At 75.3% G+C, this 23096-nt stretch carries 20 protein-coding genes; 10 read left to right on the top strand and 10 right to left on the bottom strand.

Features of this window, described 5'->3' with window-relative positions; genetic code table 11:
• Window positions 1-106 precede the first annotated feature (106 nt).
• The 4 genes from pyrH (at window position 107) to ACLFMI_RS09810 (ending at window position 6208) form a co-directional block, all read left to right on the top strand.
• Window positions 107-853, top strand: a complete 747-nt coding sequence (pyrH, locus tag ACLFMI_RS09825) for a UMP kinase (RefSeq protein ID WP_410947453.1) — start codon at window positions 107-109, stop codon at window positions 851-853.
• A 71-nt stretch (window positions 854-924) separates the two neighbouring features.
• Window positions 925-3951, top strand: a complete 3027-nt coding sequence (locus ACLFMI_RS09820) for a DEAD/DEAH box helicase (protein ID WP_410947452.1) — start codon at window positions 925-927, stop codon at window positions 3949-3951.
• A gap of 23 nt (window positions 3952-3974) precedes the next feature.
• Window positions 3975-4922, top strand: a complete 948-nt coding sequence (locus tag ACLFMI_RS09815) for a DUF4333 domain-containing protein (protein ID WP_410947451.1) — start codon at window positions 3975-3977, stop codon at window positions 4920-4922.
• Window positions 4923-4984: 62 nt separating this feature from the next.
• Window positions 4985-6208 (top strand): GNAT family N-acetyltransferase, encoded by a 1224-nt coding sequence (locus ACLFMI_RS09810; RefSeq protein ID WP_410947450.1) that lies wholly within the window; start codon window positions 4985-4987, stop codon window positions 6206-6208.
• Window positions 6209-6248: 40 nt separating this feature from the next.
• Here the strand turns inward: ACLFMI_RS09810 and ACLFMI_RS09805 are convergent, their stop codons facing one another.
• Window positions 6249-7313: an NAD(P)/FAD-dependent oxidoreductase gene (locus ACLFMI_RS09805; RefSeq protein WP_410947449.1), complete on the bottom strand. Its 1065-nt coding sequence runs from the start codon at window positions 7311-7313 to the stop codon at window positions 6249-6251.
• 67 nt (window positions 7314-7380) lie between these two features.
• On the opposite strand from ACLFMI_RS09805, the gene ACLFMI_RS09800 reads away from it, so the two are divergent.
• A complete protein-coding gene (locus tag ACLFMI_RS09800; protein ID WP_410947448.1) occupies window positions 7381-7962 on the top strand; it encodes a helix-turn-helix domain-containing protein in 582 nt (193 codons plus the stop codon).
• A gap of 45 nt (window positions 7963-8007) precedes the next feature.
• Here the strand turns inward: ACLFMI_RS09800 and ACLFMI_RS09795 are convergent, their stop codons facing one another.
• The 4 genes from ACLFMI_RS09795 to ACLFMI_RS09780 all read right to left on the bottom strand — a co-directional run bounded on the left by ACLFMI_RS09795 (window position 8008) and on the right by ACLFMI_RS09780 (window position 12453).
• On the bottom strand, window positions 8008-8646 hold the full coding sequence (locus ACLFMI_RS09795; RefSeq protein WP_410947447.1) for a TetR/AcrR family transcriptional regulator: 639 nt from the start codon (window positions 8644-8646) through the stop codon (window positions 8008-8010).
• 34 nt (window positions 8647-8680) lie between these two features.
• Window positions 8681-10003 (bottom strand): cytochrome P450, encoded by a 1323-nt coding sequence (locus ACLFMI_RS09790; RefSeq protein WP_410947446.1) that lies wholly within the window; start codon window positions 10001-10003, stop codon window positions 8681-8683.
• A 110-nt stretch (window positions 10004-10113) separates the two neighbouring features.
• A complete protein-coding gene (locus tag ACLFMI_RS09785; RefSeq protein WP_410947445.1) occupies window positions 10114-11454 on the bottom strand; it encodes a M20 family metallopeptidase in 1341 nt (446 codons plus the stop codon).
• A gap of 21 nt (window positions 11455-11475) precedes the next feature.
• Window positions 11476-12453 carry a 5'-3' exonuclease gene (locus ACLFMI_RS09780; RefSeq protein ID WP_410947444.1) on the bottom strand — a complete coding sequence of 326 codons (978 nt, stop codon included), beginning with the start codon at window positions 12451-12453 and terminating at the stop codon, window positions 11476-11478.
• A 132-nt stretch (window positions 12454-12585) separates the two neighbouring features.
• Between ACLFMI_RS09780 and ACLFMI_RS09775 the strand changes: the two genes are divergently transcribed.
• The 5 genes from ACLFMI_RS09775 to ACLFMI_RS09755 all read left to right on the top strand — a co-directional run bounded on the left by ACLFMI_RS09775 (window position 12586) and on the right by ACLFMI_RS09755 (window position 17827).
• A complete protein-coding gene (locus ACLFMI_RS09775) occupies window positions 12586-13713 on the top strand; it encodes a M24 family metallopeptidase (RefSeq protein ID WP_410947443.1) in 1128 nt (375 codons plus the stop codon).
• A 157-nt stretch (window positions 13714-13870) separates the two neighbouring features.
• Complete coding sequence (locus ACLFMI_RS09770; RefSeq protein WP_410947548.1) at window positions 13871-14065, top strand: PspC domain-containing protein; 195 nt, start codon at window positions 13871-13873, stop codon at window positions 14063-14065.
• Between the two features lie 253 nt (window positions 14066-14318).
• Complete coding sequence (locus ACLFMI_RS09765; protein WP_410947442.1) at window positions 14319-15128, top strand: PIG-L deacetylase family protein; 810 nt, start codon at window positions 14319-14321, stop codon at window positions 15126-15128.
• 145 nt (window positions 15129-15273) lie between these two features.
• Window positions 15274-17055 (top strand): apolipoprotein N-acyltransferase, encoded by a 1782-nt coding sequence (gene lnt / locus ACLFMI_RS09760; protein WP_410947441.1) that lies wholly within the window; start codon window positions 15274-15276, stop codon window positions 17053-17055.
• Entirely contained in the window at window positions 17048-17827 is a 780-nt protein-coding gene (locus ACLFMI_RS09755) for a polyprenol monophosphomannose synthase (RefSeq protein ID WP_410947440.1), read from the top strand. Before lnt ends, ACLFMI_RS09755 begins: the two co-directional genes overlap by 8 nt.
• Before the next feature lie 51 nt (window positions 17828-17878).
• Here ACLFMI_RS09755 and ACLFMI_RS09750 read toward each other — a convergent pair whose 3' ends face one another.
• The 5 genes from ACLFMI_RS09750 to ACLFMI_RS09730 all read right to left on the bottom strand — a co-directional run bounded on the left by ACLFMI_RS09750 (window position 17879) and on the right by ACLFMI_RS09730 (window position 23094).
• Window positions 17879-19603, bottom strand: a complete 1725-nt coding sequence (locus ACLFMI_RS09750; RefSeq protein WP_410947439.1) for a DUF885 domain-containing protein — start codon at window positions 19601-19603, stop codon at window positions 17879-17881.
• Between the two features lie 85 nt (window positions 19604-19688).
• Entirely contained in the window at window positions 19689-20030 is a 342-nt protein-coding gene (locus ACLFMI_RS09745; protein WP_410947438.1) for an RNA polymerase-binding protein RbpA, read from the bottom strand.
• Window positions 20031-20249: 219 nt separating this feature from the next.
• Window positions 20250-21614 carry an MFS transporter gene (locus ACLFMI_RS09740; protein WP_410947437.1) on the bottom strand — a complete coding sequence of 455 codons (1365 nt, stop codon included), beginning with the start codon at window positions 21612-21614 and terminating at the stop codon, window positions 20250-20252.
• A 76-nt stretch (window positions 21615-21690) separates the two neighbouring features.
• A complete protein-coding gene (locus tag ACLFMI_RS09735; RefSeq protein ID WP_410947547.1) occupies window positions 21691-22302 on the bottom strand; it encodes a maleylpyruvate isomerase family mycothiol-dependent enzyme in 612 nt (203 codons plus the stop codon).
• Between the two features lie 18 nt (window positions 22303-22320).
• Complete coding sequence (locus ACLFMI_RS09730) at window positions 22321-23094, bottom strand: glycerophosphodiester phosphodiesterase family protein (protein ID WP_410947436.1); 774 nt, start codon at window positions 23092-23094, stop codon at window positions 22321-22323.
• Window positions 23095-23096 lie beyond the last annotated feature (2 nt).

The following is a 23096-nucleotide window of genomic DNA, read 5'->3' as shown; positions in this document are numbered from 1 at the left end:
CGCGGTGGTCCGGGCGCACCCGCGCCCGGACCCGGCCGGGGCGCTCCGTACGATCCGCCCGGCACGACATCAGGGGCGGGCACCGGCGAGGAGTGGGTCGACGCGCATGAAGTACAACCGGGTGGTCATCAAGCTCAGCGGCCAGGCGATGGCCGGGGACGACGGCTTCGGGTTCTCCGCGCAGGCACTGGCCCATCTGGCCGAGCAGATCTGCCAGGTCCGCGCGCTGGGTGTGCAGATCGCCGTCGTCGTCGGCGGGGGGAACGTCTTCCGCGGCAACCGCTCGGACGACTGGGGCATCGACCGCGTCGAGGCCGACAACATCGGCATGCTCGGTACTGTGATCAACAGCCTGCTGCTGCGCGGCAAGCTCTCGGCCGGTGGCGAGGACAACGTCCGGGTGATGACCGCGATCCCGATCAACGCGGTCGCCGAGCCGTTCCTGCGGCTGCGGGCGAAGCGGCACCTGGACAAGGACGCCATCTTGATCTTCTCCGGCGGCAACGGCCAGCCGTTCATCACCACCGACTACCCGAGCGTCCAGCGGGCCCTGGAGATCGGCGCGGACGCGCTGCTGGTCGCCAAGCACGGCGTGGACGGGGTCTACGACACCGACCCGCGCAAGGACCCGTCGGCCCGCCGGTTCGAGCGCCTGCCCTACGACGACGTGCTGTCCAAGCGGCTCGCGGTGATGGACCAGACGGCGTTCATCCTGGCCCGCGACCACGGCCTGCCGCTGCACGTGTTCGATATCGAGCGGGACGGGCTGATGGCCGCCCTCTGCCGTGGCGAGCACCACGGCACCGAGATCAACGCCGACATCACGGAGCCGGAGTTCGCGCTGCCGGTGTGACGCGCACCGGCGTGACGGAGCGGGTTGTCGGGGGCGTGTGACAGCCTGGGGCCGTGAGTACGCGGTCAGGCGTGAGCGGTTCCGCCCGGGAGCAGGGTGACGATCCGGTCGTGGACCCCGCGACGGCCTACGCCGCGGCGCGGGAACGGGCCGCGCGCCCCCGGCTGGCCGAGTTCGCCGGCCTGCTGCCGTTCGACCTGGACGGTTTCCAGCGCGAGGCCTGCGAGGCCCTCGAGGACGGGCACGGCGTGCTGCTCTGCGCCCCCACCGGTGCGGGCAAGACGGTGCTCGGCGAGTTCGCGGTGCACCTGGCGCTGGCCGAGGGCCGCAAGTGCTTCTACACCACGCCGATCAAGGCGCTGTCCAACCAGAAGTACGCCGACCTGGTCGAGCGCTACGGGGCCGCCTCGGTCGGCCTGCTGACCGGCGACACCGCCGTGAACGGGGACGCCCAGGTGGTCGTGATGACCACCGAGGTACTCCGGAACATGATCTACGCCGACTCCGACCAGGCGGCGAACCGGCGGCTGGACCACCTCGGCTACGTGGTGATGGACGAGGTGCACTACCTCGCCGACCGGTTCCGCGGGGCGGTGTGGGAGGAGGTCATCCTCCAGCTGCCCGAACACGTCGCCGTGGTCGGCCTGTCCGCCACCGTCAGCAACGCCGAGGAGTTCGGCGACTGGTTGGTCGAGGTCCGCGGGGACACCACGGTCGTCGTCGACGAGCACCGGCCGGTGCCGCTGTGGCAGCACATGATGGTCGGCAACCGGCTGTTCGACCTGTTCGGCGAGATGCGGCCGACGGCGCAGCACGGGCGCGACCGGCGCGCCGGCACCGACACCCCACCGGACCGGACCGAGCTGGTGGTCGACCCGGACCTGGTCCGGCATACCCGGGAGATGCAGCGCCGGGACTCCGCCGGGGACCGTCCGGGCGGGCGCGGCCGGGGTGGTCCGGGTCGCGGTGGTCCGGGTCGCGGTGGTCAGGGTCGCGGTGCTCCGGACCGGGGCGCGCCGGGCCGGGGCCGCGAGCGCGGCCGCACCCGGGGCGGCCGGGACGACCGCACGGACTCCACGGCCGTCGTCGGGCGCGGGCCGGGCGGGCCGGCACGCGGGGGGTTCCGTCCGCCGTCCCGGGTCCAGGTGATCGACCGGCTGGACCGCGAGGGGCTGCTCCCGGCGATCACCTTCGTGTTCTCCCGGGCGGGCTGCGACGCCGCCGTCGGGCAGTGCGTGCGGGCCGGGGTCCGGCTCACCGAGCCCGACGAGGTGGAGGAGATCCGCCGGGTCGTGGAGAAGCACACGGGTGACCTGCCACAGGCAGACCTCGGCGTGCTCGGGTACTGGGAATGGCGCGAAGCCCTCGAGCGCGGCGTGGCAGCGCACCACGCCGGGCTGCTGCCCGCGTTCAAGGAGACCGTCGAGGAGCTGTTCGTCCTCGGCCTGGTGCGCTGCGTGTTCGCCACCGAGACACTCGCGCTGGGGATCAACATGCCGGCCCGCACCGTGGTGCTGGAGCGGCTGGTCAAGTTCAACGGTGAGGCGCACGTCGACCTGACACCGGGGGAGTACACCCAGCTCACCGGCCGGGCCGGGCGGCGCGGGATCGACGTCGAGGGGCATGCGGTGGTGCTCTGGGCCCCCGGCATGGACCCGGAGCAGGTCGCCGGCCTGGCCTCCACCCGCACCTACCCGCTGCGCAGCTCGTTCCGGCCGGTCTACAACATGTCGGTCAACCTGGTCGGGCGGCTGGGTACCGAGGAGGCCCGCGAGCTGCTGGAGCGCTCGTTCGGCCAGTTCCAGGCCGACCGGTCGGTGGTGGGCCTGGCCCGCCGGATCGACCGCAACACCGAGGCGCTCGCCGGCTACGCGGAGTCGATGACCTGCCACCTCGGTGACTTCGCCGAGTACGCCGACCTGCGCAGGCGGATCTCCGAGCGGGAGAAGTCGCTGCGCCGGCAGAACACCGCCGCCGCCCGGGACGAGACCGCCGAGTCGCTGCGCGAGCTGCGCCCCGGCGACGTGATCGCGATCCCGGCCGGCAAGCGCGCCGGGCTCGCGGTCGTGCTGGACCCGGGCGTCGGCGCCTTCGCCGCCAGCGGCCGGGACGCCGAGCCGCGCCCCCTGGTGTGCACCGAGGACCGCTGGGCCGGGCGGCTGTCCGCGTCGGACTTCACCGCAGCGGTCGAGGCCCTGGGCCGGATCAAGCTGCCCAAGCACGTCGAGCACCGTTCGCCGCAGGTCCGGCGAGACCTGGCGTCGTCGCTGCGGAACTCGCGGATCAGCCCGCCACACGGCGACGGCCGGCGCAAGCGCGGCGGCGTACAGGACGACCCGGAGCTGGTCACGCTGCGCCGGGCGCTGCGCGCGCATCCCTGCCACGGCTGCGAGGACCGGGAGGCGCACGCCCGCTGGGCCGAGCGGCACGGCCGCCTGGAACGCGAGACCGAGTCGCTGCGACAGAAGGTGCGGGCCACCACGCACTCGCTGGCCCGGGCGTTCGACCGGATCCGGGGGCTGCTCACCGAGCGCGGCTACCTGGTGCCCACCGAGGAGGCCGCGCCGGGCGAGGGCGAGGTCACCGAGCACGGCCGGGTACTGGCCCGGCTCTGGGGCGAGTCGGACCTGCTGGCCGCGGAGTGCCTGCGGCACGACGTCTGGGACGGCCTGGAACCCGAGGAACTGGCGGCGGTCGTGTCGTCGCTGGTGTACGAGTCCCGCCGGGACGACGCGCCGATGCCGCGGCTGCCCGCCGGCCCGGTGTCGGACGCCTGCGAGCGCACCGTGCAGCTCTGGGAGGACCTCGACGCCGACCAGCGCCGGCACAAGGCCGAACGCACCCGCGCACCCGACCTGGCCTTCGCCTGGCCGATGCACCGCTGGGCGCGCGGCGAGTCCCTCGCGCAGGTTCTGGAGGCCGCCGAGCGCAACGGGCACGAACTGTCCGCGGGCGACTTCGTACGCTGGGCCCGGCAGGTCCTCGACCTGCTCGACCAGATCGCCGGTGTCGCCGGCCGGTCGAGCGGGGTCGGCCGGGCCGCGCACCGGGCCTCCGGTGCGGTGCGCCGCGGCGTGGTCGCGGCCGGGATGGCATGAGACGAGAGCACGAGAGGTCGGCGATGAGCAACCCGCAGGGCCCGGACCGGCATCCGGAAGACGACGCCGGTGCCACCGAGCGGACCGGGGAGCTGCCCGCCGTCGGCGCCGCACCCCCCGGTGGGTGGGACGACGCGGGCAGCCCGGCGCACTCCGCCCCGGACTGGGCGGACCGGGGACCGGTCGACGCGGGCTGGGACCCGCGCACGGCCCGCCAGGACGCCGGCCGCGACGCTGCAGGAGGCGGTGCCGGATGGGACGCGGGCTGGTCCGGTGCGGACCCGGCCGGCCCCGGTGGCCGGCCCCCGCAGGCCCCGGGCTGGGACACCGGAGGCTGGGACACGGGAGGCTGGGACACGGGAGGCTGGGACGCCGGCGGCCGGCACGGCCAGGGCGACCCGGACGGTGCGACGCAGGCGACGCCGCTGTGGGGCGACGACGCCGCAGGCCAGGACGACGGCTGGGCGGTCCCGACCGGGCGCCGCGCCCGTCGCCGGGCAGAGCAGCAGCACGAGCCGGTCGACGCGGTGCCGGAGAGCTCGCCGTCGTCGGGCTGGGGCGCGCAGCCGGCCGGGGCGGGCGAGGACGCGTGGGGCGCCGAGGGCGACGAGCCGTGGGCGCCCCGGGAGAACGTGCAGACCCCGCGCACCGGACCGTTCGGGCTCGGCCTGAAGGTGTGGGGGCTGATCGGTGCGGGCGTGCTGGTGCTCGCGGTGCTCCTGGTGACGGCGTTCGCGGTGCCCGGCTGGGCGGTGACCACGCACCTGGACCAGACCGCGCTGCAGAACGGCGTCACCAAGGTGCTGGGCGAGGACTACGGCCTCGGCGTCGGCGCCGTGCAGTGCCCGGACGACGTGGTCGTCTCGACCGGCACCGAGTTCCGCTGCCAGGCCGTCGTCGACGGTGAGCAGGTCGAGGTGCCGGGCGCGGTGACCAGCGAGGAGGGCGACTACCAGGTCGACCGGGTCTGACCCGCCGTGCCCGGCGGAAACCGGGTGGCGGGCGGCGCGGCCGGCCGGAAGGCTCGGGCGACGTGGCCGAGGATCATGACGTACGTACCCTGACCGACCCCGCCGACCGGCGCGCCGCCACCGACCTGTTCCGTGCCTCGGTGCACGCCGGGCCGATCGGCGACGCGGTGTGGGAACGACACGGCCACGCCGCCGACGAGCACTGGCTCGGTGCCCGCACCGACGACGGCGAACTGGCCGGCACGGCGTTCTCCTTCCCGACCCGGCTGACCCTGCCTGGCGGCACCCGGGTGCCGGCGGCCGCGGTGTCGGCCGTCGGGGTGCGTGCCGACCGGACCCGCGCCGGACGGCTGTCGGCGCTGATGCGCGCCCAGCTGACCGCGGCCGCCGACCGCGGCGACGTCGCCGCGGTGTTGCGGGCCAGCGAGACGGGGATCTACGAACGGTTCGGTTACGGCATCGCCGCCCGCGGCGAGCACGTCCGGGTCGGCGCGCACCCGCGGTGGCGGCCGGAGGCCCCGGCCGGCGGCACGGTCCGGATGCTCGGCCCGGACGAGGCGGTCACCGTGTTGCCGCCGCTGCAGGAGCGGCTCGCGGGCGCCCGGCCCGGCGGTATGACCCGCAACGAGCGCTGGTGGACCCGCGCCGTGCACCCCGGCGGCCAGGAGGACGAGTACCGCGGGTTCGCGGTGCACCGCGGCCCGGACGGCGACGACGGCTTCGTCCAGTGGGGCCTGCGGCGCGGCGAGCCACGGACCCCGGGTGGCGGCGACGTGCTGGAGGCGCAGCAGCTGTGGGCGGCCGGCCCGGACGCGGTCGCCGGGCTCTGGCGGTTCCTCACCGGGATCGACCTGACCTCGGCGGTGATGTCCTGGTTCCGCCCGCTCGACGAGCACCTGGACCTGATGCTCGTCGACCCGCGCGAGGTCCGGGTCGAGGGCCGCGGCGACGACGTGTGGCTGCGGCTGCTCGACGTCCGTGGCGCGCTCGCCGCGCGCAGCTGGGGCCCCGCGGACCCGGTGGTGCTCCGGGTCCGCGACCCGCTGTTCGACGACCGCAGCGGCACCTGGCGGATCGGCCCGGACGGTCCGGCGCCGGCCGGCGCCGCCGCACCGGAGCTGGAGTGCGACGTCGCCGGGCTGGGCACCGCGTTCCTCGGGGACCGGCTACCGTCGGTACTGGTCGCCACCGGCCGGTGGACCGAGCACGTTCCCGGCGCCGCCGCGCGTGCGGACCTCCTGTTCGGCACCGGCGGGCCCGCGCCCTGGTGCGGCACCTTCTTCTGATCCCGGGCACCGGACCCCGCCGGACCCGAGCCGGGTGCACTCAGGGAGCGAGGCCGTGCACGCGGTCCCCGGCGGTGCGGGCCGCGCAGCGGGCCTCGGAGGCGGCCGAGAACGGGTCCTCGTCGGCGTTCTCGTCGCCGGTGGGCCGGGACGCAGGGGACGCAGCCCCGCGGGCCCGGTCGACGTAGTCCATGATCAGGTCTCCGGTGATGGCGGCGGCGGCCGTGGCGCCGGCGGCCACGGCGGCGGGCACGGTCGCCATCGGGTCGGTGACGTTCCCGGCGAGGTACAGCCCGGGCACCTCGGTCTGCCCCCGCGGGCCGGCCGGGACGTGGTCGCCGAGGCCGGACGGGTGCTCGACGGCGGTGAGCCCGAGCGCGGTCAGGAACCCGCCACGGGCGACCGCCCGCGGGGAGATCGTCAGCGCGTCCACCGGCACCACGGCACCCGAGGCCAGCCGCAGCCCGGCCAGCCGGCCGCCGTCGAGTGCGGTGCCGGTGACCTGCCCGTCGACGACGGTGATCCCGGTGGCCGCGAACCCGGCCCACTGCTCGTCGTCGGGCTCGGGGCCGGTGTGTAGGAACAGCGTGACATCGTCGCTCCAGCGGGCCGCGATGTGGGCCTTGACCAGGTCGTGCGGTCCGGTGGACAGCACCCCGATCCGGGTGTCGCGGTGCTCCCAGGCGTGGCAGAACGGGCAGGCGAACACCTCCGCACCCCAGCGCTCGGCGAGCCCCTCGACCGCGGGCAGCTCGTCGATGAGCCCGGTGGTGACCAGCAGCCGCCGCCCGGTGACCCGGTCGCCGTCCGCCGTGGTCACGGTGAACCCGCCGCTGGGCAGCGCCTGCGCGCCGGTCACCCGGGCGTCCCGGACGACGCCGCCGTAGCCGATCACCTCGGCCCGCCCGATCCGGGCGATCTCGGCGGGCGGCAGGCCGTCGCGGGTCAGCCAGTTGTGCACGCCGTCGGCGGGGGCGTTGCGCGGGGTGCCGTCGTCGAGTACCAGCACCCGCCAGCGGGCACGGGACAGGAACAGGGCCGCCGACAGCCCGGCCGCGCCGCCGCCGGCGAGGATCACGTCGTACTGAACAGCGTTTTCACTCATGTCGGCGAGAGTGCACCGCGCCGGGTGGGTATGGCAACTATGATTGCCGTTCTGGCAAACTGGCCGGGTGGACGACGAGATCGCCGGCACGCTGGCCGGGGTGGGATCGCGACTGGCCGGGCTGCGCACGCAGCGCGGGATGACGCTGGCCGAGCTCTCCGGGGCGACCGGGATCTCGGTGAGCACGCTGTCCCGCCTGGAGTCCGGCGGCCGCAAGCCCACCCTGGAGCTGCTGCTGCCGATCGCCGCGGCGCACCAGGTGCCGCTCGACGAGCTCGTCGCCGCCCCGCCGGTCGGCGATCCGCGGGTCCGGCTGCGCTCCCGCACGTCGCACGGGATGACGGTGCTTCCGCTGACCGAGCGCCCGGGCGGCCTCCAGGCGTTCAAGATGCTGATCCCGTACCGGGGCGACGACCCCGACCCGCGGGTGCACGAGGGCTACGAGTGGCTCTACGTGCTCGACGGCCGGTTGCGCCTGGTGCTGGGCGCGCACGACGTCGTGCTGGGCGCCGGGGAGGCGGCCGAGTTCGACACGCACGTGCCGCACTGGTTCGGCGCCGCCGACCGCGGCCGGTCGGTCGAGCTGCTCAGCCTGTTCGGGCCGCAGGGGGAGCGGGTGCACACCCGGGCGGCGCCCCGGGACCGCTGACCGCCGCCGGCTTCATGGCGGCGCCGGCGGGCGGACCCGTCCGGGTCAGGACGGCCGGTCGATCCCGCGGCCCAGGTCCCCGAGCACGGCGTCGATCTCCGCCCGCAGCGCGTCCGCCCGCTCCGGGGCTGGTCCGTCCGCGTCGAGCCAGCGGTCCAGCGCGATCCGCAGCGCGGTCAGCGAGGTCGCCGCGCAGAGCATGGCGTAGCGGTGGTCGGCCTCGGTCGGATCCGGGCCGAGCCGGTCGGCGATGGCGGCGGCCAGCGCCCGCTCCTGGGTGGTCAGCACGACCATCTGCCGGGCGAGCAGCGCCGGCGTCCGGCGGATCAGCCGCAGCGCGACGAGGTGGTCGTCGCCGAGCGGGTCCGCCCGGCCGAGCACGGTGACCGCGGCCTCGCGCACCGCCTGCAGCACGGACTCCTGCGCGGGCCGCCGCCGGAACTCGGCGACGAGCTCGTTCGCCCGGGTCTCCGCGGCGGCGAAGACCGCCTCCTCCTTGCTGGAGAAGTGGTTGAAGAACGTCCGCAGCGAGACGTCGGCCTCGTCGGCGATCCGCTCGACGGTGACCGGCTCGACACCGTGTGCCACCGCGAGCCGTACGGCGGCGGCCCGGATCGCCTCCCGGGTCGCCAGCTTCTTCAGCTCGCGCCGGCCCGGCCGCTCCGGTGCGCTGCCCTCGGACACCGTGCCTCCCACCCCTCGTCCGGCTCGCGGCACCCTATGGGGACGCCGGTGCCGCGTCCCAGGCGACCGGCAGGGCGTGCACCCCGAAGATCAGCATGTCGTTGCGCAGCGGCACCTGTGCGGCCGGGGTGTCCAGCCGCAGCCCGGGCAGCCGGCGCACCAGCTCGGTGAAGCCCACCCGCATCTCGACCCGGGCGAGCTGCTGGCCCAGGCACTGGTGCACGCCGTGCCCGAAGGCCAGGTGCGGGACCCGCTCGCGGCCCAGGTCCAGCCGGTCCGGGTCGGCCAGCCGGCGCGGGTCGCGGTTGGTCTCCGGTGTCCCGACGATCACGGTCGCCCCGGCCGGGACGTCGACGTCGCCGACCCGGACGGTCTCGGTGGCCACCCGGGTCACGCCCAGCTGGATGATGCTCAGGTATCGCAGCAGCTCCTCGACGGCGTCGTCGACCAGGGCCGGGTCGTTCCGCAGCGCGGCGAGCTGGTCCGGGTGTGACAGCAGCGCGTAGGTGCCCAGCGCGAGCATGTTGGCGGTGGTCTCGTGGCCGGCGCCGAGCAGGACCAGCGCGACGTCGATCAGCTGCGCGTCGGTCAGCGGTCGCTCGGTGTCCTGCAGCAGCCCGGACGGCAGGTCGTCGGCCGGCGCCTCCCGCTTGGCCGCGACCAGCCGGGCGATGTACCCGTAGAGCTCACCGCCGGCCCGGGCCCGCTCCTCGTCGGTGGAGGTGCTGTTCAGCGCGATCGCGGTGTTCTCCTGGAACGTGGCGCGGTCGGCGTAGTCGACGCCCAGCAGCTCGCAGATGACCAGCGAGGGCAGCGGCAACGCGTACGCCGGCACCAGGTCGGCGGTGTTCCCGGCGGCCCGCATCGCCTCGATGTGCTCGACGGCGATCTCGACCACCCGCTCCTCGAGATCCCGCATCCGCCGGACGGTGAACTGGCCCTGCAGCATCCGCCGGATCCGGGTGTGTTCCGGCGGGTCCATGAACACGAACATCCCGTCGGTCCGCTCGCCGATCTCGGCCGGGGCGACCGGGCACCCCTCGGCCGCGGCGACCTCGTGCGGCTGCATCTGGGTGGCGTCCCGGTAGCGGAGCCGGTCCGAGCTGAAGCGCGCGTCGGCGAGCACCTCGCGAGCCTCGTCGAACCCGGTGACCAGGTAGGCGGTCGCGCCGCCCCGCAGCTCCAGCCGCTGCACCGGGCCGTCGCCGCGGCGGGCCGCGAGCCCCGGGGCCGGGTCGAACGGGCAGCCCGGGGCGCGGTCGAGCAACTCGTCCGGGACCAGGCGGCGCAGGGCGGTCGGTGCGGCCGCCGGGGCGGGCTCGCCGGGGCTCGGCCCGGTGCTGGATCCGGTGCTCATCGTCGCTCCTCGCTGCGCGGGGTCGGGTGTTCCGCGGCGTACCGCCACCCTAGCGACATCGTTGCACGGCAGGCAGTGATGCACGTCGTGCAACGAAATCCGGACCCTGCTCAGTCGAAGAACGACGGCACGTCCACCGGGCCGCCGTCCGCGGCGAACTCCGCGGCCACGGCCGCGCGCAGATCGGCGTCACAGAGCAGGTCGGCGACGGTCAGCGCCAGCCCGGCCGCGCCGTCGGTGACGCCGCGGTCGCCGCCCGGGCCGCGGGCCGCCTCGGCGAACTCGACGGTGTGCAGCGCCGTGCCGGGCTCGGCGATCGCCAGCATCGGATGGATCGACGGAACCCGCAGCGAGACGTTGCCGAGATCGGTCGACCCGGTCTCGGCCTCCGGCACCACTCCGCGCGGGTACACCGTGCGGCCACGGACGGCCTGGTGCACCGCCCAGCGGGCGGCCAGCGTGGTGTTGTGCCGGATCGGCAGGTAGGCGGGCATCGGGTCCCAGGTGAGGGTGTAGCCGCAGCCGGTCATCGCGGCCGCGCCGACAGCGATCGCCTGCACGCGTGTCGCCATGTCGCGCAACGAATCCGGGTGCTGCGAGCGGAGGTAGTAGCGGGCCGCGGCCCGCTCCGGGACGACGTTCGGCGCCTGCCCGCCGTCGGTGATGATCCCGTGCACCCGGTCCGGGTCGGGCAGGTGCTGGCGCAGCATCGCCACCCCCTGGTACCCGAGGACGACGGCGTCCAGGGCGTTGCGACCGCGGTGCGGCTGGGCGGACGCGTGCGCCGCGACGCCGTGGTAGGTCACCTCGAGCTGGCGCCGGCCCAGGAACGGGTGGTCGGCGATGTCGTGGGCGAACGGGTGCAGCATCACCGCCGCGTCCACGCCGTCGAGGGCTCCGGCGCGGGCCATCGTCTCCTTGCCGCCGCCACCCTCCTCGGCCGGCGTCCCGAGCAGCAGCACCGTGCCGCCGGGGGATCCGTCCCGGCCCAGCCACCGGGCGAGTGCGAGGAACGCGCCGACCGCGGACGCGCAGATCACGTTGTGCCCGCAGGCGTGCCCGATCCCGGGCAACGCGTCGTACTCGGCGAGCAGCGCGACGGTCGGCCCGTCCCCGGTGCCCACCGTGGCGCGCAGCGCGGTCCCCAGGCCGTGCACGCCGACCTCGGCGCCGATGCCGTGCCGGGCCAGCAGGTCGCGCACCGCGGCGACCGCACCGTGCTCGGTGAACGCGGTCTCGGGGTCGTCGTGCAGGTCGTGCGAGAGCTCCAGCAGCTCTGCGGTGAGCCCGTCGACGGCGCGCTCCAGCGCGTGGCGGACCGGCTCCGGGGCGCCGGCGTGCGGGGAGGTGACCGGGTCGGCGGCGGCCGCGCGGGCCGCCGTCAGCCGGGCGACGGCGTCGTCGTGGGCGCGGCTCGGAGGCTCCGGGCGGTGGTGGTCGGGGCACGTCACACCCCGATCATCGCACCGGTGTCAGGTCGTCGCGGCCGCCAGCGCGGTACGCAGCCGCTGCACCGAGGACTCCAGGCCCCAGCGCTGCGCCAGCTCGTCGAGCCGGTCCGGGTCCGCGGGCCGCGCCGGGAGCGAGGTGTCGCCGGACAGCTCGATCCCGGCGTCGGTCACCACCCGCACCACCGGCCCGACGACGGCGAGGTAGTCGTGCGCCGCGGCCAGCTTCGCCCGCACCCCGGACGCCAGCCGGGCGTCACCGCCGTCGGACACGGCCGCCAGCAGCTCGTCCCACGAGCCGAACCGGCCGGCCAGGGTGGCGGCGGTCTTCGCCCCGACGCCGGGGACGCCGGGCAGCCCGTCCGAGGGATCGCCGCGCAGCATCGCCATCTCCGCGTACGCCGCACCGGCCCGGCCCCGGGGGAGCGCGTACTTCGCGGCGACCTCGTCCGGACCGCAGTTCTCGGCCCTGTTCAGCCCGCGCCCGATGTAGAGCAGCCGCACCGCGGCGGCACCCGGCCCGCCGTCGCGCACGATCTGCATGAGGTCGCGGTCCCCGGAGACGGCCAGCACCGGGTCCGTGGCCTCCCGGTGCGCGAGCGTCCCGATGACGTCGTCGGCCTCGTGCCCGGCCGCGCCGCCGGTCGTGAGGCCGGCCGCGGCCAGCACGTCCATGATCACCGGCACCTGCGGTGCGAGGGTGTCCGGCACCTCCTCCGGGACGCCGGCCGGCACCGCATCGGCCTGCCGTTCCTGGACGACCCGGTGCGCCTTGTACGACGGCAGCGCCGCCACCCGGAACGCCGGGCGCCAGTCCAGGTCCAGGCAGGCCACCAGCCGGGCCGGCCGGTGCTCGGTGACCAGCCGGGAGATCATGTCGGTGAACCCGCGGACCGCGTTCACCGGCGTCCCGTCCGGGGCGGTGATGCTCTCCGGCACTCCGAAGTAGGCGCGGAAGTACATGCTGGCCGAGTCCAGCAGCAACAGCGGGCGCTCGCTCATGGCCGGTGAGTCTCGCAGGGCCGCCGCGCGGGCGGTCGAGAGGCACGCTCGCTCGGGCACGACGGCCCGGCGGACCCCGCTGGGCCGGGTGGCGGTCGGAGCCCGCGTCGGTCCGGCCTACGCTGCGGGACCATGACCGACGCCGTCCCCACCGAGCTGCTCGCCGACCGGTTGCGCCGGGCCGGCGAGCACGCCGCCGACCAGGGCACCGACGTACTCTTCCTGACCCCGGGCACCGACCTGCGCTACCTGACCGGCTTCGACGGGTCCTCGCACGAGCGCCTGACCTGCCTGGTGGTCCCGGCCGCCGGGCACCGCGCGCCGCCCGCGCTCGTCGTCCCGGCGCTGGAGGCGCCGGGCTTCGCCGACGTCCCGCTGGAGTCGCTCGGCATCGACCTCGTCACCTGGACCGACGGCGAGGACCCGTACCTGCTGGTCAGCGACCTGGCCGGGGGGCCGACCCGGATGGCCGTCGACGATGACATGGCCGCCAGGCACGTGCTCGGCCTGCGGCACACCTTCCCGGACGTCCCGCAGTCGCTGGGCGGCGCGGTGCTGCGCGAGCTGCGGATGCGCAAGGACCCGGCCGAGGTCGACCGGCTGCGCGCGGCGGGGCAGGCGATCGACCGGGTGCACGCCCGGATGGGCGAGTTCCTGCGGCCCGGCCGCACCGAGGCCGAGGTCGGCGCGGACATCACCGCCGCGATCCTGGCCGAGGGGCACGCCGAGGCCGCGTTCGTGATCGTCGGGTCCGGACCGAACGGGGCCAGCCCGCACCACGACGTCTCGGACCGGGTGATCGAGTCCGGTGACGTCGTCGTGATCGACATCGGCGGGCCGCTGCCGGACGGCTACAACTCGGACTGCACCCGGACCTACGCGGTCGGCGGCGAGCCGGGCGCGGAGGTCAAGGAAACCTACGCGGTGCTGCAGGAGGCCCAGGAGCGGGCCGTCGCCGCGGTGCGCCCGGGCGCGACCGCCGCCGAGATCGACCGGGCGGCCCGCGAGCACATCGGGGCTGCCGGGCACGGGGCGCACTTCATCCACCGCACCGGGCACGGCATCGGCCTCGACGTGCACGAGGAGCCCTACATCGTCGACGGCAACGACCTGGCCCTCGAGCCGGGCATGGCGTTCAGCATCGAACCGGGCATCTACCAGGCCGGCCGGTGGGGCGCGCGGATCGAGGACATCGTCGTCGTCACCCGGGACGGGGCGGAGCGGCTCAACCGCAACCCGAGGGACCTGGTCGTTCTCTGATCGCTCCGCCGGGCGGTCCTCGGACGCGCATCCGTCCGGGGGAACCCTGGGCGGTCCCCGGGTGTTCCCCGAGGCCGGTCGACGCCCGCGATGTCATCGTGGGCGTCACGATGTCGAACTCGGCCACCCGGCCGGGACGGAAGGAGCCACGGTGACCATGCCGCAGTCCGGAGCCCTCGTCCGCCCACGTCGCGGGAAGGTGATCGCCGGGGTCTGTGCCGGACTGGCCGACCGGGTCGGCTGGGGACGCAACACGGTCCGCCTGCTGTTCCTGCTCTCCTGCGTGCTGCCCGGCCCGCAGTTCGTGATCTACATCATCCTGTGGATCATCATGCCGAAGTCGCAGTACTGAGCCGCGTGGCGCGCGTCGCAGGGGGCCGGTGTTCCCCTGCGGCGCGACCGCTGCCATGCTGTTCCGCGTGATCGCCCCGACGACCGCCGCCGCCGTGCACCCCGACGTGCACCGCGCCGCGTGTTGCTGTCGTCCGGGTCCGCACCCGCGCGGCTGAGTTCCTCCCTTCGCCGCCGCGTCGGGTGTCGACCCGTTCCGGCCCCGTCCCGCCCGGCCGCCCGATCCTGCGGCCCCGCACGCGAAGCGATCACACGTGAACCCCGATCTCTCCGGCGAGACCGTCCTCGCCCTGCACGCCCACCCCGACGACGAGTCGATCTTCACCGGGCTGACCCTGCGCCGCCTCGCCGACGCCGGCGCCCGGGTCGTACTCGTGATGGCCACCCGTGGTGACGTCGGCGGCTCCCACGTCCCGCTGGCGCCGGGGGAGCGGATCACCGAACGCCGCACCCGCGAGCTGGAGGCCGCCGCCGCGCTGCTCGGCGTCTCCCGGCTGGTGCTGCTCGGGCACCGCGACTCCGGGTTGCCCGGCGGTCCGGACGTCGCGCACCCGCTGGCGCTGGCCGGGGCGGACCCCGTCGCGCTCGGGCGCAGCGTCGCCGAGCTCGTCGACGCAGAGGGCGCCGGCACCGTGATCCACGACGACGACGCCGGCATCTACGGCCACCCCGACCACCGCGCCGCGCACGCCGCCGGTGCGGTGGCCTGCGCCCTGACCGGAGCCGCGGGATTCCGGATGACGGTCGATCGCGAGCATCTCGCGCTCTCGGCCCGCGGCCGGCACCTGGTGCACGGCGCCGCCCACGCCGCCGGGGTCGGCTTCGGCCGGGTCACCGCGGAGATCGGCGTCGCCGTCACCGGTTCGGACGCGGACCTGGCCGCCAAGCGGGAGGCGATGCTCGCGCACGCCAGCCAGATCGTCCCGGACACCCTCCCGGCCGACGGTTTCGCCGACGCCTACGGCTACGAGTGGTTCCTGCGCGGGGAGCGCGACGGCGGCACCGCCGCCCCCGGCGTCCTCGACGCCCTCGGCAACGCGCACCTCCTCGCCGGCGCCCGCTGACCCGGCGCCGGCGCACCTCCACCGATGTCCCGAGGGGCACCCTCGTCCCTGCCGGGGCCCGAGGGTGCCCCTCGGGACTCGACACCGGGGGAGCGGGGGAGCCGGGGGCGTCGGGGCGGGTGGGCGCGGACGTAGGCTCGGCGCCGTGGCGTCGTTGCGCGTGCCCCCCGCTCCCGGCGAGACCGTCGACGTTCCCGGATCCTCCCGCGGCCGACGGCTGCTCGACGCGGGTGTCGCGGCCGCGATCGCGCTGCTCGGCGGGGTGCTGCTCTACCTGTCGTTCCCGCCCCGGGACGGTCTGTGGTGGCTGGCCTTCCCGGCGTTGGCGCTGCTCGGCGCGGTCGTCCACGGCGCCCGGCCGCGCCGCGGGTTCCTCGCCGGGTTCGCCTTCGGGCTCGGGTTCCTGCTGCCGCTGCTGGTGTGGGTCAGCTCCCTGGTCCAGACGCTGCCGTGGGTGGCGCTGTCGGTGTTCGAGGCGCTGTTCTTCGGGCTGACCGGCGCGGTGATGGCGCTGACGACCCGGGTGTCCGGCCGGCTCGGTGCGTTGTGGCCGGTGTGGGCGGCCGCGGTGTGGGTCGGCGGCGAGCTGCTGCGCGGCAGCGTCCCGTTCGGCGGGTTCCCGTGGGGACGGGTCGGCTTCGGGCAGCCCGAGTCGCCGCTGCTGCCGCTGGTGGCGCTTGGCGGGGTGCCGCTGCTGTCGTTCGGCACCGTGCTGGCCGGCCTGGCGCTCGCCGCGGTGCTCGTCCCGGTCGGGCACACCCTCGCGGCCCGGGCGGCCGCCCGGGCCCGTTCCGCCTCCGCCCGGACCGGGAAGGGCGGTACTGAGGAAGCCGGTTCCGGGCGAACCGGTCCCGGGACGCCGCACGACGGCGCCGCCGGTCGCCGGACGTGGTCCCGCACGGTGGCGGTCCCGGTGGTGCTGCTCCTCGCGGTCGGCGCGGCCGGCCCGCTCGCATCGCTGGTCCCGGCGGCTCCCGGCCCCCCGGCCCGCACCGTGACGGTCGCGGCGATCCAGGGCAACGTGCCCCGGCTCGGCCTGGACTTCAACGCCCAGCGCCGCGCCGTGCTCGACAACCACGTCCGGGAGACCGAGCGGCTCGCCGCCGACGTCGCGGCGGGCCGCAGGCCACAGCCGGACGTGGTGATCTGGCCGGAGAACTCCTCGGACATCGATCCGCTGCGCAACCCGGACGCCGCTGCCCGGATCGACGCCGCCGCGGCCGCGATCCGCGCCCCGATCATGGTCGGTGCGGTGCTGGTCAACCCGGACCGCACCACCAGCAACGCCGCGCTGGTCTGGCAGGCCGGGCAGGGCGTCGTCGACCGGCAGGACAAGCGCCGGATCCAGCCGTTCGGCGAGTACATGCCGTGGCGGTCGTTCTTCCGGCTGTTCTCCTCCTACGTGGACCGGGCCGGGTTCTTCGTGCCCGGCGACGGTGACGGCCTGATCGACCTCGGCGGGATCCCGACCGCGGTCGCGATCTGCTGGGAGATCGCCTTCGACGACGCGTTCGGCGACGCCGTGGACGCCGGTGCCCAGCTGCTCGCCGTGCCCAGCAACAACGCCACGTTCGGGCTGAGCGAGATGACCTACCAGCAGCTGGCGATGTCCCGGGTCCGGGCCGTCGAGCTCGACCGGCCGGTCGTCGTCGTGACCACCAGCGGGGTGTCGGCGATGATCGACACCAGCGGCACGGTCACCGACAGCACCGGTCAGTTCACCCCCGGCGTGCTGGTCGATACCGTGCCGTTGCGGACGACGACTACGCTGTCCGCACGATTGCGCTCCGGACCGGAATGGATGCTCACTGTGGTGGCACTGCTGGCCGCCGGCGTCGCTGCCGGAGCGTCGCGGCGATCGGGGCGGGGCGACGCAGTAGGGTCGCTCGATCGGGGAGCGCGGGCGGGGAAGGACGAGAATGGCTGAGCCACCGGGACCGGTTCTGGTCGTCGTGCCGACCTACGACGAGCGGGAGAACCTCGGCCCCGCGCTGGCGCGGCTGCACGCGGCACTGCCCGACGCCGACGTGCTGGTGGTCGACGACGCCAGCCCGGACGGCACCGGCGTGCTCGCCGACTCCCTCGCCGCCGACGACGAGCGGATCCAGGTGCTGCACCGCCCCGGCAAGAGCGGTCTCGGCGCAGCCTACCTGGAGGGGTTCCGGCACGCGCTGTCCGGCGAGCACCAGGTCGTCGTCGAGATGGACGCGGACGGCTCGCACGCCCCCGAGGACCTCCCGACGCTGCTGGCGGCGCTGGACGACTCGGACGTCGTCCTCGGTTCCCGCTACGTGCCGGGCGGCCGGGTGCTGAACTGGCCGTGGCACCGCGAGGCGCTCTCCCGTGGCGGCAACCTGTACTCCCGGACGGCGCTCGGCGTGCCGATCCGCGACATCACCGGCGGCTACCGCGTCTTCCGCCGGGACGTGCTGGAGCGCCTGCACCTGACGACGGTCGCCTCGCAGGGCTACTGCTTCCAGGTCGACATGGCGTGGCGCGCGATGCAGGCCGGCTTCCGGATCCGCGAGGTCCCGATCACGTTCACCGAGCGTGAGCGTGGTGCGTCCAAGATGAGCTGCACGATCGTCGCCGAGGCGCTGTGGCGGGTCACCTGCTGGGGGCTGGCACACCGGTTCGGCCGGGGCGACCCGCCGCGCTCGAACCCGGCAGGCCCCCTCCCGGACGCCGCCCACTCCTGACCCACACCCGCTCCCACGACACCTGGATGGGGTTGGGGCGGGTGGGGAGAGTCAGCCGGGGAGGGTGGACAGCTCGTCCACCAGGTCGTCCAGGCCGAGGGTGCCCTGGGCGAGGGCGGCGGCGTGCCAGGCGGCCAGGTCGAAGTCCCGGCCCGCGGCCCGGTGCGCCGAGCGCGCCGCCTCCCGGCCGGCCAGCCAGGCCCGCTCACCCAGCTTGTAGCCGATCGCCTGGCCGGGCCCGCCGAGGTAGCGCAGCAGCTCGGAGTCGGCGAGCGCGTCCCCGCCGCCGACGTGCCGGCCGAAGAACTCACGGCCGAGCTCCGGGGTCCAGCGCCCGCCGGCACCGACCGGGGAGTCGGCCGGGATCTCCAGCGACAGGTGCATCCCGAGGTCGATCACCACCCGGACCGCGCGCAGCATCTGCCCGTTCAGGTAGCCGAGCCGGGAGCCCGGGTCGGCATGGTGGCCGAGCTCGTCCATCAGCAGCTCGGCGTAGAGCGCCCAGCCCTCCAGGTCCGCCGACACCCCGCCGACCAGCGACGCCTGGAACACCGACAGGTCACCGGCCCGCAGCGCCCAGGACGCGAGCTGCAGGTGGTGTCCCGGGACACCCTCGTGGTACCAGGTGCTGATCAGATCCCACATCGGGTAGCGGTCGTCCGGGGTGGCCGGGAGCCAGGTCCGGCCCGGCCGGGTGAAGTCCAGCGACGGCGGCGTGTAGTAGGGCGCGGCCGCGCTGCCGACCGGGGCGAGCATCGCCTCGACCTCGCGGATCCGGCCGGACAGGTCGAAGTGCGTGCCGTCCAGCTCGGCGATCGTGGCGTCCATGATCTGTTGCAGCCGGGCCCGCGCGGCCTCCCCGCCCTCGACGACGCCGGCGGTCCCGCCGTCGCCGTCCAGGTGCGCCATCGCCTCCGCCACGGTCGCGCCGGGCAGCACCCGGTCCGCCTCGACCTCCATCTCGTCGCGCAGCCGCCGGAACTCCGACCAGCCCCAGGCGTAGACCTCCTCCGGGTCGATGTCGGCGCCGTTCCAGTACCGGGAGGCGATCCGGTACCGGTCGGCCCCGACGCCGTCCGGCGTGCCCTCGGCCGCGGGCAGGTAGTCCTCGCGCAGCCAGTCCCGCAGCTCGACCAGCGCCGCGGCAGCGGCGGACGCCCCGCGGTCCAGGTCGGCCCGCACCGCGTCGCCCACCCCGGTGGCGCCGGCGGCGAACGCGGCGAACCAGCCCCGGCCGCCCGCGTCGGCGGCCCAGGTGCCGAGCTGGTCGGCGACCCGCCGCACCTGGCGCGGCGCGGCGAGCAGGCCGCGCCGCCGCCCCTCGGCCAGGCTCTCCCGGTACCCGGCGAGCGCCCCGGGCACCGCGGACATCCGCGCCGCCACGGTCGCCCAGTCCTGTGCGGACGCGGTCGGCATCAGCGTGAAGCCGGTCCGGATCGTCGCCGGCGGGCCGAACAGCTCCTGCACGGCGCGCAGCGGCTCACCGGCCTCGTCGTGCGCCAGCTCGGCGTGCAGCCGCTCGGACAGCAGTCGGGCGCAGCGCCGCTCGTCGGGATCTGACGGCGTCCCGGGCGCGGTGAGCGCATCGAGCCGGGACAGGGTCTCGCGGCGCAGGGCGGCGCCGGCGGCACGGCCGTCGGGGGAGAGGTCGGGCAGCTCGTCCTGGCGTACGTCCCAGCCGAGGTCGCCGGCCAGGATCGGGTCGAGGTCGGCCAGCCGGCGGACGTGGTCGTCGGCCAGGTCGCGGAGCGGGCGTGCGGGACCGGGATCGTTCATGACCGTCATCATGCCGCGCGCACGCGACGGAGCCGGACCCCCGTACGGGGATCCGGCTCCGTGTGACCGGCTAGGTGCCCGTCGCTCAGGCGATCTCGGCGCGACGCTCGCGCAGCACCTCGAGCCGCTCGTTCAGCAGCTCCTCGAGCTCGGCGATCGAGCGCCGCTCCAGCAGCATGTCCCAGTGCGTACGCGGGGGCTTGGCCTTCTTGCCCTCCGGCTCGGTCCCGTCGACCCGACGACCCACCCCGCCCTGGGGGGATTCCCAGGTCGCGGGGGCCTCGGCGTCGTTCGCGAACGGCACCTCGAACTCGTGGCCGGACTCGGACACATAACGGACCATCTGCCGCGGCGCCAGGTCGTGGTTGCGGTCGGTCTCGTAGCTGACAGCCCCGAGCCGGCTGCCACGCAGAACGCGGTCGGCCATGCGTCGTCACCCTCCTTGCGTCTGTCGAGGCGGCGGCACCTCGACGGTTACGTCGCCGCCACCGGGTGTAACGTCAGTGGCGCTACCGTATTCCGGCGGCGGGGCAGCCCGATCCGCCGGGTCCCTACCCGGCGGTAACCAGCTCTGCGCCCGATGCGCCAGTGTTCCCCATCCGCCGCCGTTACACACGCTGATGTGACGTGTCAGCCATGTGTGACGCTACTCACGGCACGAGTCCCGGGTGTTCATCTGCCGGTTCCCGGGTCCGTCACAGCGTGGTCGGCTCCCGACCGGGATCGGGGTGCGGACCGGCAGCAACGCCACCAGCCCCGCGAGCAGGACCAGCACGATCCCGATCGTCCCGGCCCGGTCCGAGCCGAGCAACGCGGTGAACAGCCCGATCAGCGCGGGCGCCAGGAACGACACCGCGCGTCCGGTGGTGGCGTAGAGGCCGAACAGCTGTCCCTCGGTACCGGTGGGACACAGGCGGTTCAGGTACGACCGGGAGGACGCCTGCGCGGGACCGACGAACAGGCCCAGGATCAGCCCGAAGGTCCAGAACATCGTGGGCCCGGACACGAACAGCAGGACGACGGCGACGACGACCGCCCCGGCCAGCGAGCCGACGATCACCGCCTTCGGACCCAGCCGGTCGTCCAGGGAGCCACCGACCAGGCAGCCGAGCGCGGCGACCACGTTGATCGCCACTCCGAAGATCAGCACCTGCCCGGGCTCGAGCCCGTAGACGGTCACCGCGAGCACCCCGCCGAACGCGAAGATCGCGTTCAGGCCGTCCCGGTAGAGCGCGCTGGCGCCCAGGAAGTACACCGTGTGCGGGCTGGTCCGGTAGAGCGCGCGCAGGTCGGTGACCAGCCGCCGGTACGAGCCGACGATGCCGAGCCGGGGCCCGCGCGGACCGGCCGGCGGTGTCTCGGGCAGCAGCAGGAACATCGGCAGCGCGAACAGCGCGAACCAGCCCGCCGCGACCAGCATCGTGATCCGGACATCGATACCGGCGGCCGTCGGGACCCCGAACAGCCCACCGTTGCCGGACAGGAACCCGAGGTAGACCCCGAGCAGCAGCACGATCCCGCCCAGGTAGCCCAGTGCCCAGCCGAAGCCCGACACCCGGCCGACCGTGGACGGCGTCGACACCTGCGACATCAGCGCGTAGTAGGAGACGTAGGCGAGCTCGACGAAGATCGAGGCGGCGCCGAGCAGCAACAGGCCGAGCCAGAGGTCCGTCCAGTCGTCGCGGACGAAGAACATGCCGGCGATACAGAGGACCACCAGCGCCGTCCACACCGCCGTGGCGCGCAGCCGCCGCCCGGCCCGGTCGGCGCTCTGCCCGACCACCGGGGCCATCAGCGCGATCGCCAGCCCGGCCGCCGCGGTGGACCAGGCCAGCCAGCTGTTCGCGCTGATGGTGCCGGGCAGGTCGGCGCCCACCGCGTCGGTCAGGTAGACCGAGAACACGAAGGTCAGCGCGATGTGCTGGAAGCCGGCCGAGCCCCAGTCCCAGAGCCCCCAGGCCCACACCCGGCGTCGGCGGGGCGGGGTCGCGACGGGGGCGGCGGCGGTCACCCGACGAGCGTATCGGCGGGTCCGCACGGGCCGCCTCGGTGTGATGACGCAGGTGCGATCCCCGACGCGCGACGGCCTATCCGAGCCGGCGGACGAGCACGTCCCGTCCCGGCCCCGACAGCTCCCTGGCCACGCCTCGTCGCCCGGCCAGAGTCATCAGGACGGCTTCGGCCGGTCCCCGGGCCTCGGGGCCCCGGCCGGCGGACCAGTCCACGTCCGTGGCGACCAGCCGGACCCCGCGCCCGTGCCAGAAGCCGCGCAGCGGCGGAGCGGTTCGCGCGAACGGCAGGGCGTAGGCGAGGCGTTCGACCGGGACCTCGCGCGCCAGCCCCAACGGACGACGGATGTCCTGGTGGTGGACGAGGCCGTCGACCAGGCCCACGCCTCCACCCCGGGTCGCGGTCACCCCGTGGGGCTCGAGCCGCGCCCGCAGCAGACCGACCAGCTCGGCCGGCTCCCGCGTGCTGAACCCCTCGACTCCGACCTCGTTGAGGCGGCTCGGGCGGAACCGGGCACGCAGCAACCGGCCTGCCATCCCGGCCCGGTCCAGATCCTGGTAGCTCACGATGTGGGCAACCACGTCGCGCACCCGCCAGCCCGCACACAGGCTGGGTTGCTCCCATGCCTCGAGGGGCAGTGTGCCCAGGAAATCGGCCAGCTCCGAACGCTCCTGCCGCGCCATCTCCATGGTGTCCAAGGTCTTCTCCTAGCCGGGGCTCGCGCGGTCGCCGAGCACGGTGAGCAACAGGTCCGGCCAGTCGGAGAGCAGGCCGTCCACCCCGAGGTCGAGCAGCCGGTTCATCTCGGGAGTCTCGTCGACGGTCCACACGTGCACCTCGCGCCCGCTCGCGTGCGCGGCGTCGACGAACCGCCGGTCGGTGGCCACCGGGATCCGCCCGAAGTGCGGTGGGACCTGGGCCAGGTTCCCGGCCCGGCCCGGCAGGATCCGCGCGGGGACACCCCACGCCCGGGCCCGCAGACCGGCGACCGCGACCTGGCCCATCGAGGTGCAGAGCCGGTCGCCGGCCGCCCTCCGCGCCGTGGCCAGCCGGCGCTCGGAGAACGAGCCGAGGCAGACCCGGTCCCAGGCGTCGGCGGCCTCCAGCACGGCCAGTGTCGGCGCGACGACGGCGTCGTCCTTCAGCTCGATCGTGACCCGGACGCCGGGCAGCGCGGCCAGCACGTCGGCCAGCCGGGGCAGCGGCTCCCGGCCGCGCACCCGGACGTCGTCGAGCTGCGCGGCGGTGCGGGCGTCGATCCGGCCGGACGTGTCGGTGGTCCGGTCCAGCTCCGCGTCATGGTGCACGAACGGGACGCCGTCGGCGCTGGCGTGCACGTCCAGCTCGACGTAGCGCAGGCCGTGGTCGGCTGCGGCGACGAACGCGGCGAGCGTGTTCTCGCAGCCGGCCAGCTCGTCGAGGTGCCAGCCGCGGTGGGCATAGGCGCGGGGGTACGGGCCCTCGAGGTACGGGTGCGGCACGA

The sequence above is a fragment of the Pseudonocardia nantongensis genome (genome assembly GCF_046546495.1).
Lineage (GTDB): Bacteria > Actinomycetota > Actinomycetes > Mycobacteriales > Pseudonocardiaceae > Pseudonocardia > Pseudonocardia nantongensis.
This window is presented reverse-complemented; position numbering and strand designations above follow the sequence as displayed.

What these genes read in the sequence shown, in the direction of transcription:
- pyrH (WP_410947453.1), top strand. Translation starts at nt 107, where the DNA reads ATGAAGTACAACCGGGTGGTCATCAAGCTCAGCGGCCAGGCGATGGCC.
- ACLFMI_RS09815 (WP_410947451.1), top strand. Translation starts at nt 3,975, where the DNA reads ATGAGCAACCCGCAGGGCCCGGACCGGCATCCGGAAGACGACGCCGGT.
- ACLFMI_RS09805 (WP_410947449.1), bottom strand. Translation starts at nt 7,313, where the DNA reads ATGAGTGAAAACGCTGTTCAGTACGACGTGATCCTCGCCGGCGGCGGC.
- ACLFMI_RS09790 (WP_410947446.1), bottom strand. Translation starts at nt 10,003, where the DNA reads ATGAGCACCGGATCCAGCACCGGGCCGAGCCCCGGCGAGCCCGCCCCG.
- ACLFMI_RS09780 (WP_410947444.1), bottom strand. Translation starts at nt 12,453, where the DNA reads ATGAGCGAGCGCCCGCTGTTGCTGCTGGACTCGGCCAGCATGTACTTC.
- ACLFMI_RS09775 (WP_410947443.1), top strand. Translation starts at nt 12,586, where the DNA reads ATGACCGACGCCGTCCCCACCGAGCTGCTCGCCGACCGGTTGCGCCGG.
- ACLFMI_RS09770 (WP_410947548.1), top strand. Translation starts at nt 13,871, where the DNA reads ATGCCGCAGTCCGGAGCCCTCGTCCGCCCACGTCGCGGGAAGGTGATC.
- ACLFMI_RS09755 (WP_410947440.1), top strand. Translation starts at nt 17,048, where the DNA reads ATGGCTGAGCCACCGGGACCGGTTCTGGTCGTCGTGCCGACCTACGAC.
- ACLFMI_RS09750 (WP_410947439.1), bottom strand. Translation starts at nt 19,603, where the DNA reads ATGAACGATCCCGGTCCCGCACGCCCGCTCCGCGACCTGGCCGACGAC.
- ACLFMI_RS09745 (WP_410947438.1), bottom strand. Translation starts at nt 20,030, where the DNA reads ATGGCCGACCGCGTTCTGCGTGGCAGCCGGCTCGGGGCTGTCAGCTAC.
- ACLFMI_RS09735 (WP_410947547.1), bottom strand. Translation starts at nt 22,302, where the DNA reads ATGGAGATGGCGCGGCAGGAGCGTTCGGAGCTGGCCGATTTCCTGGGC.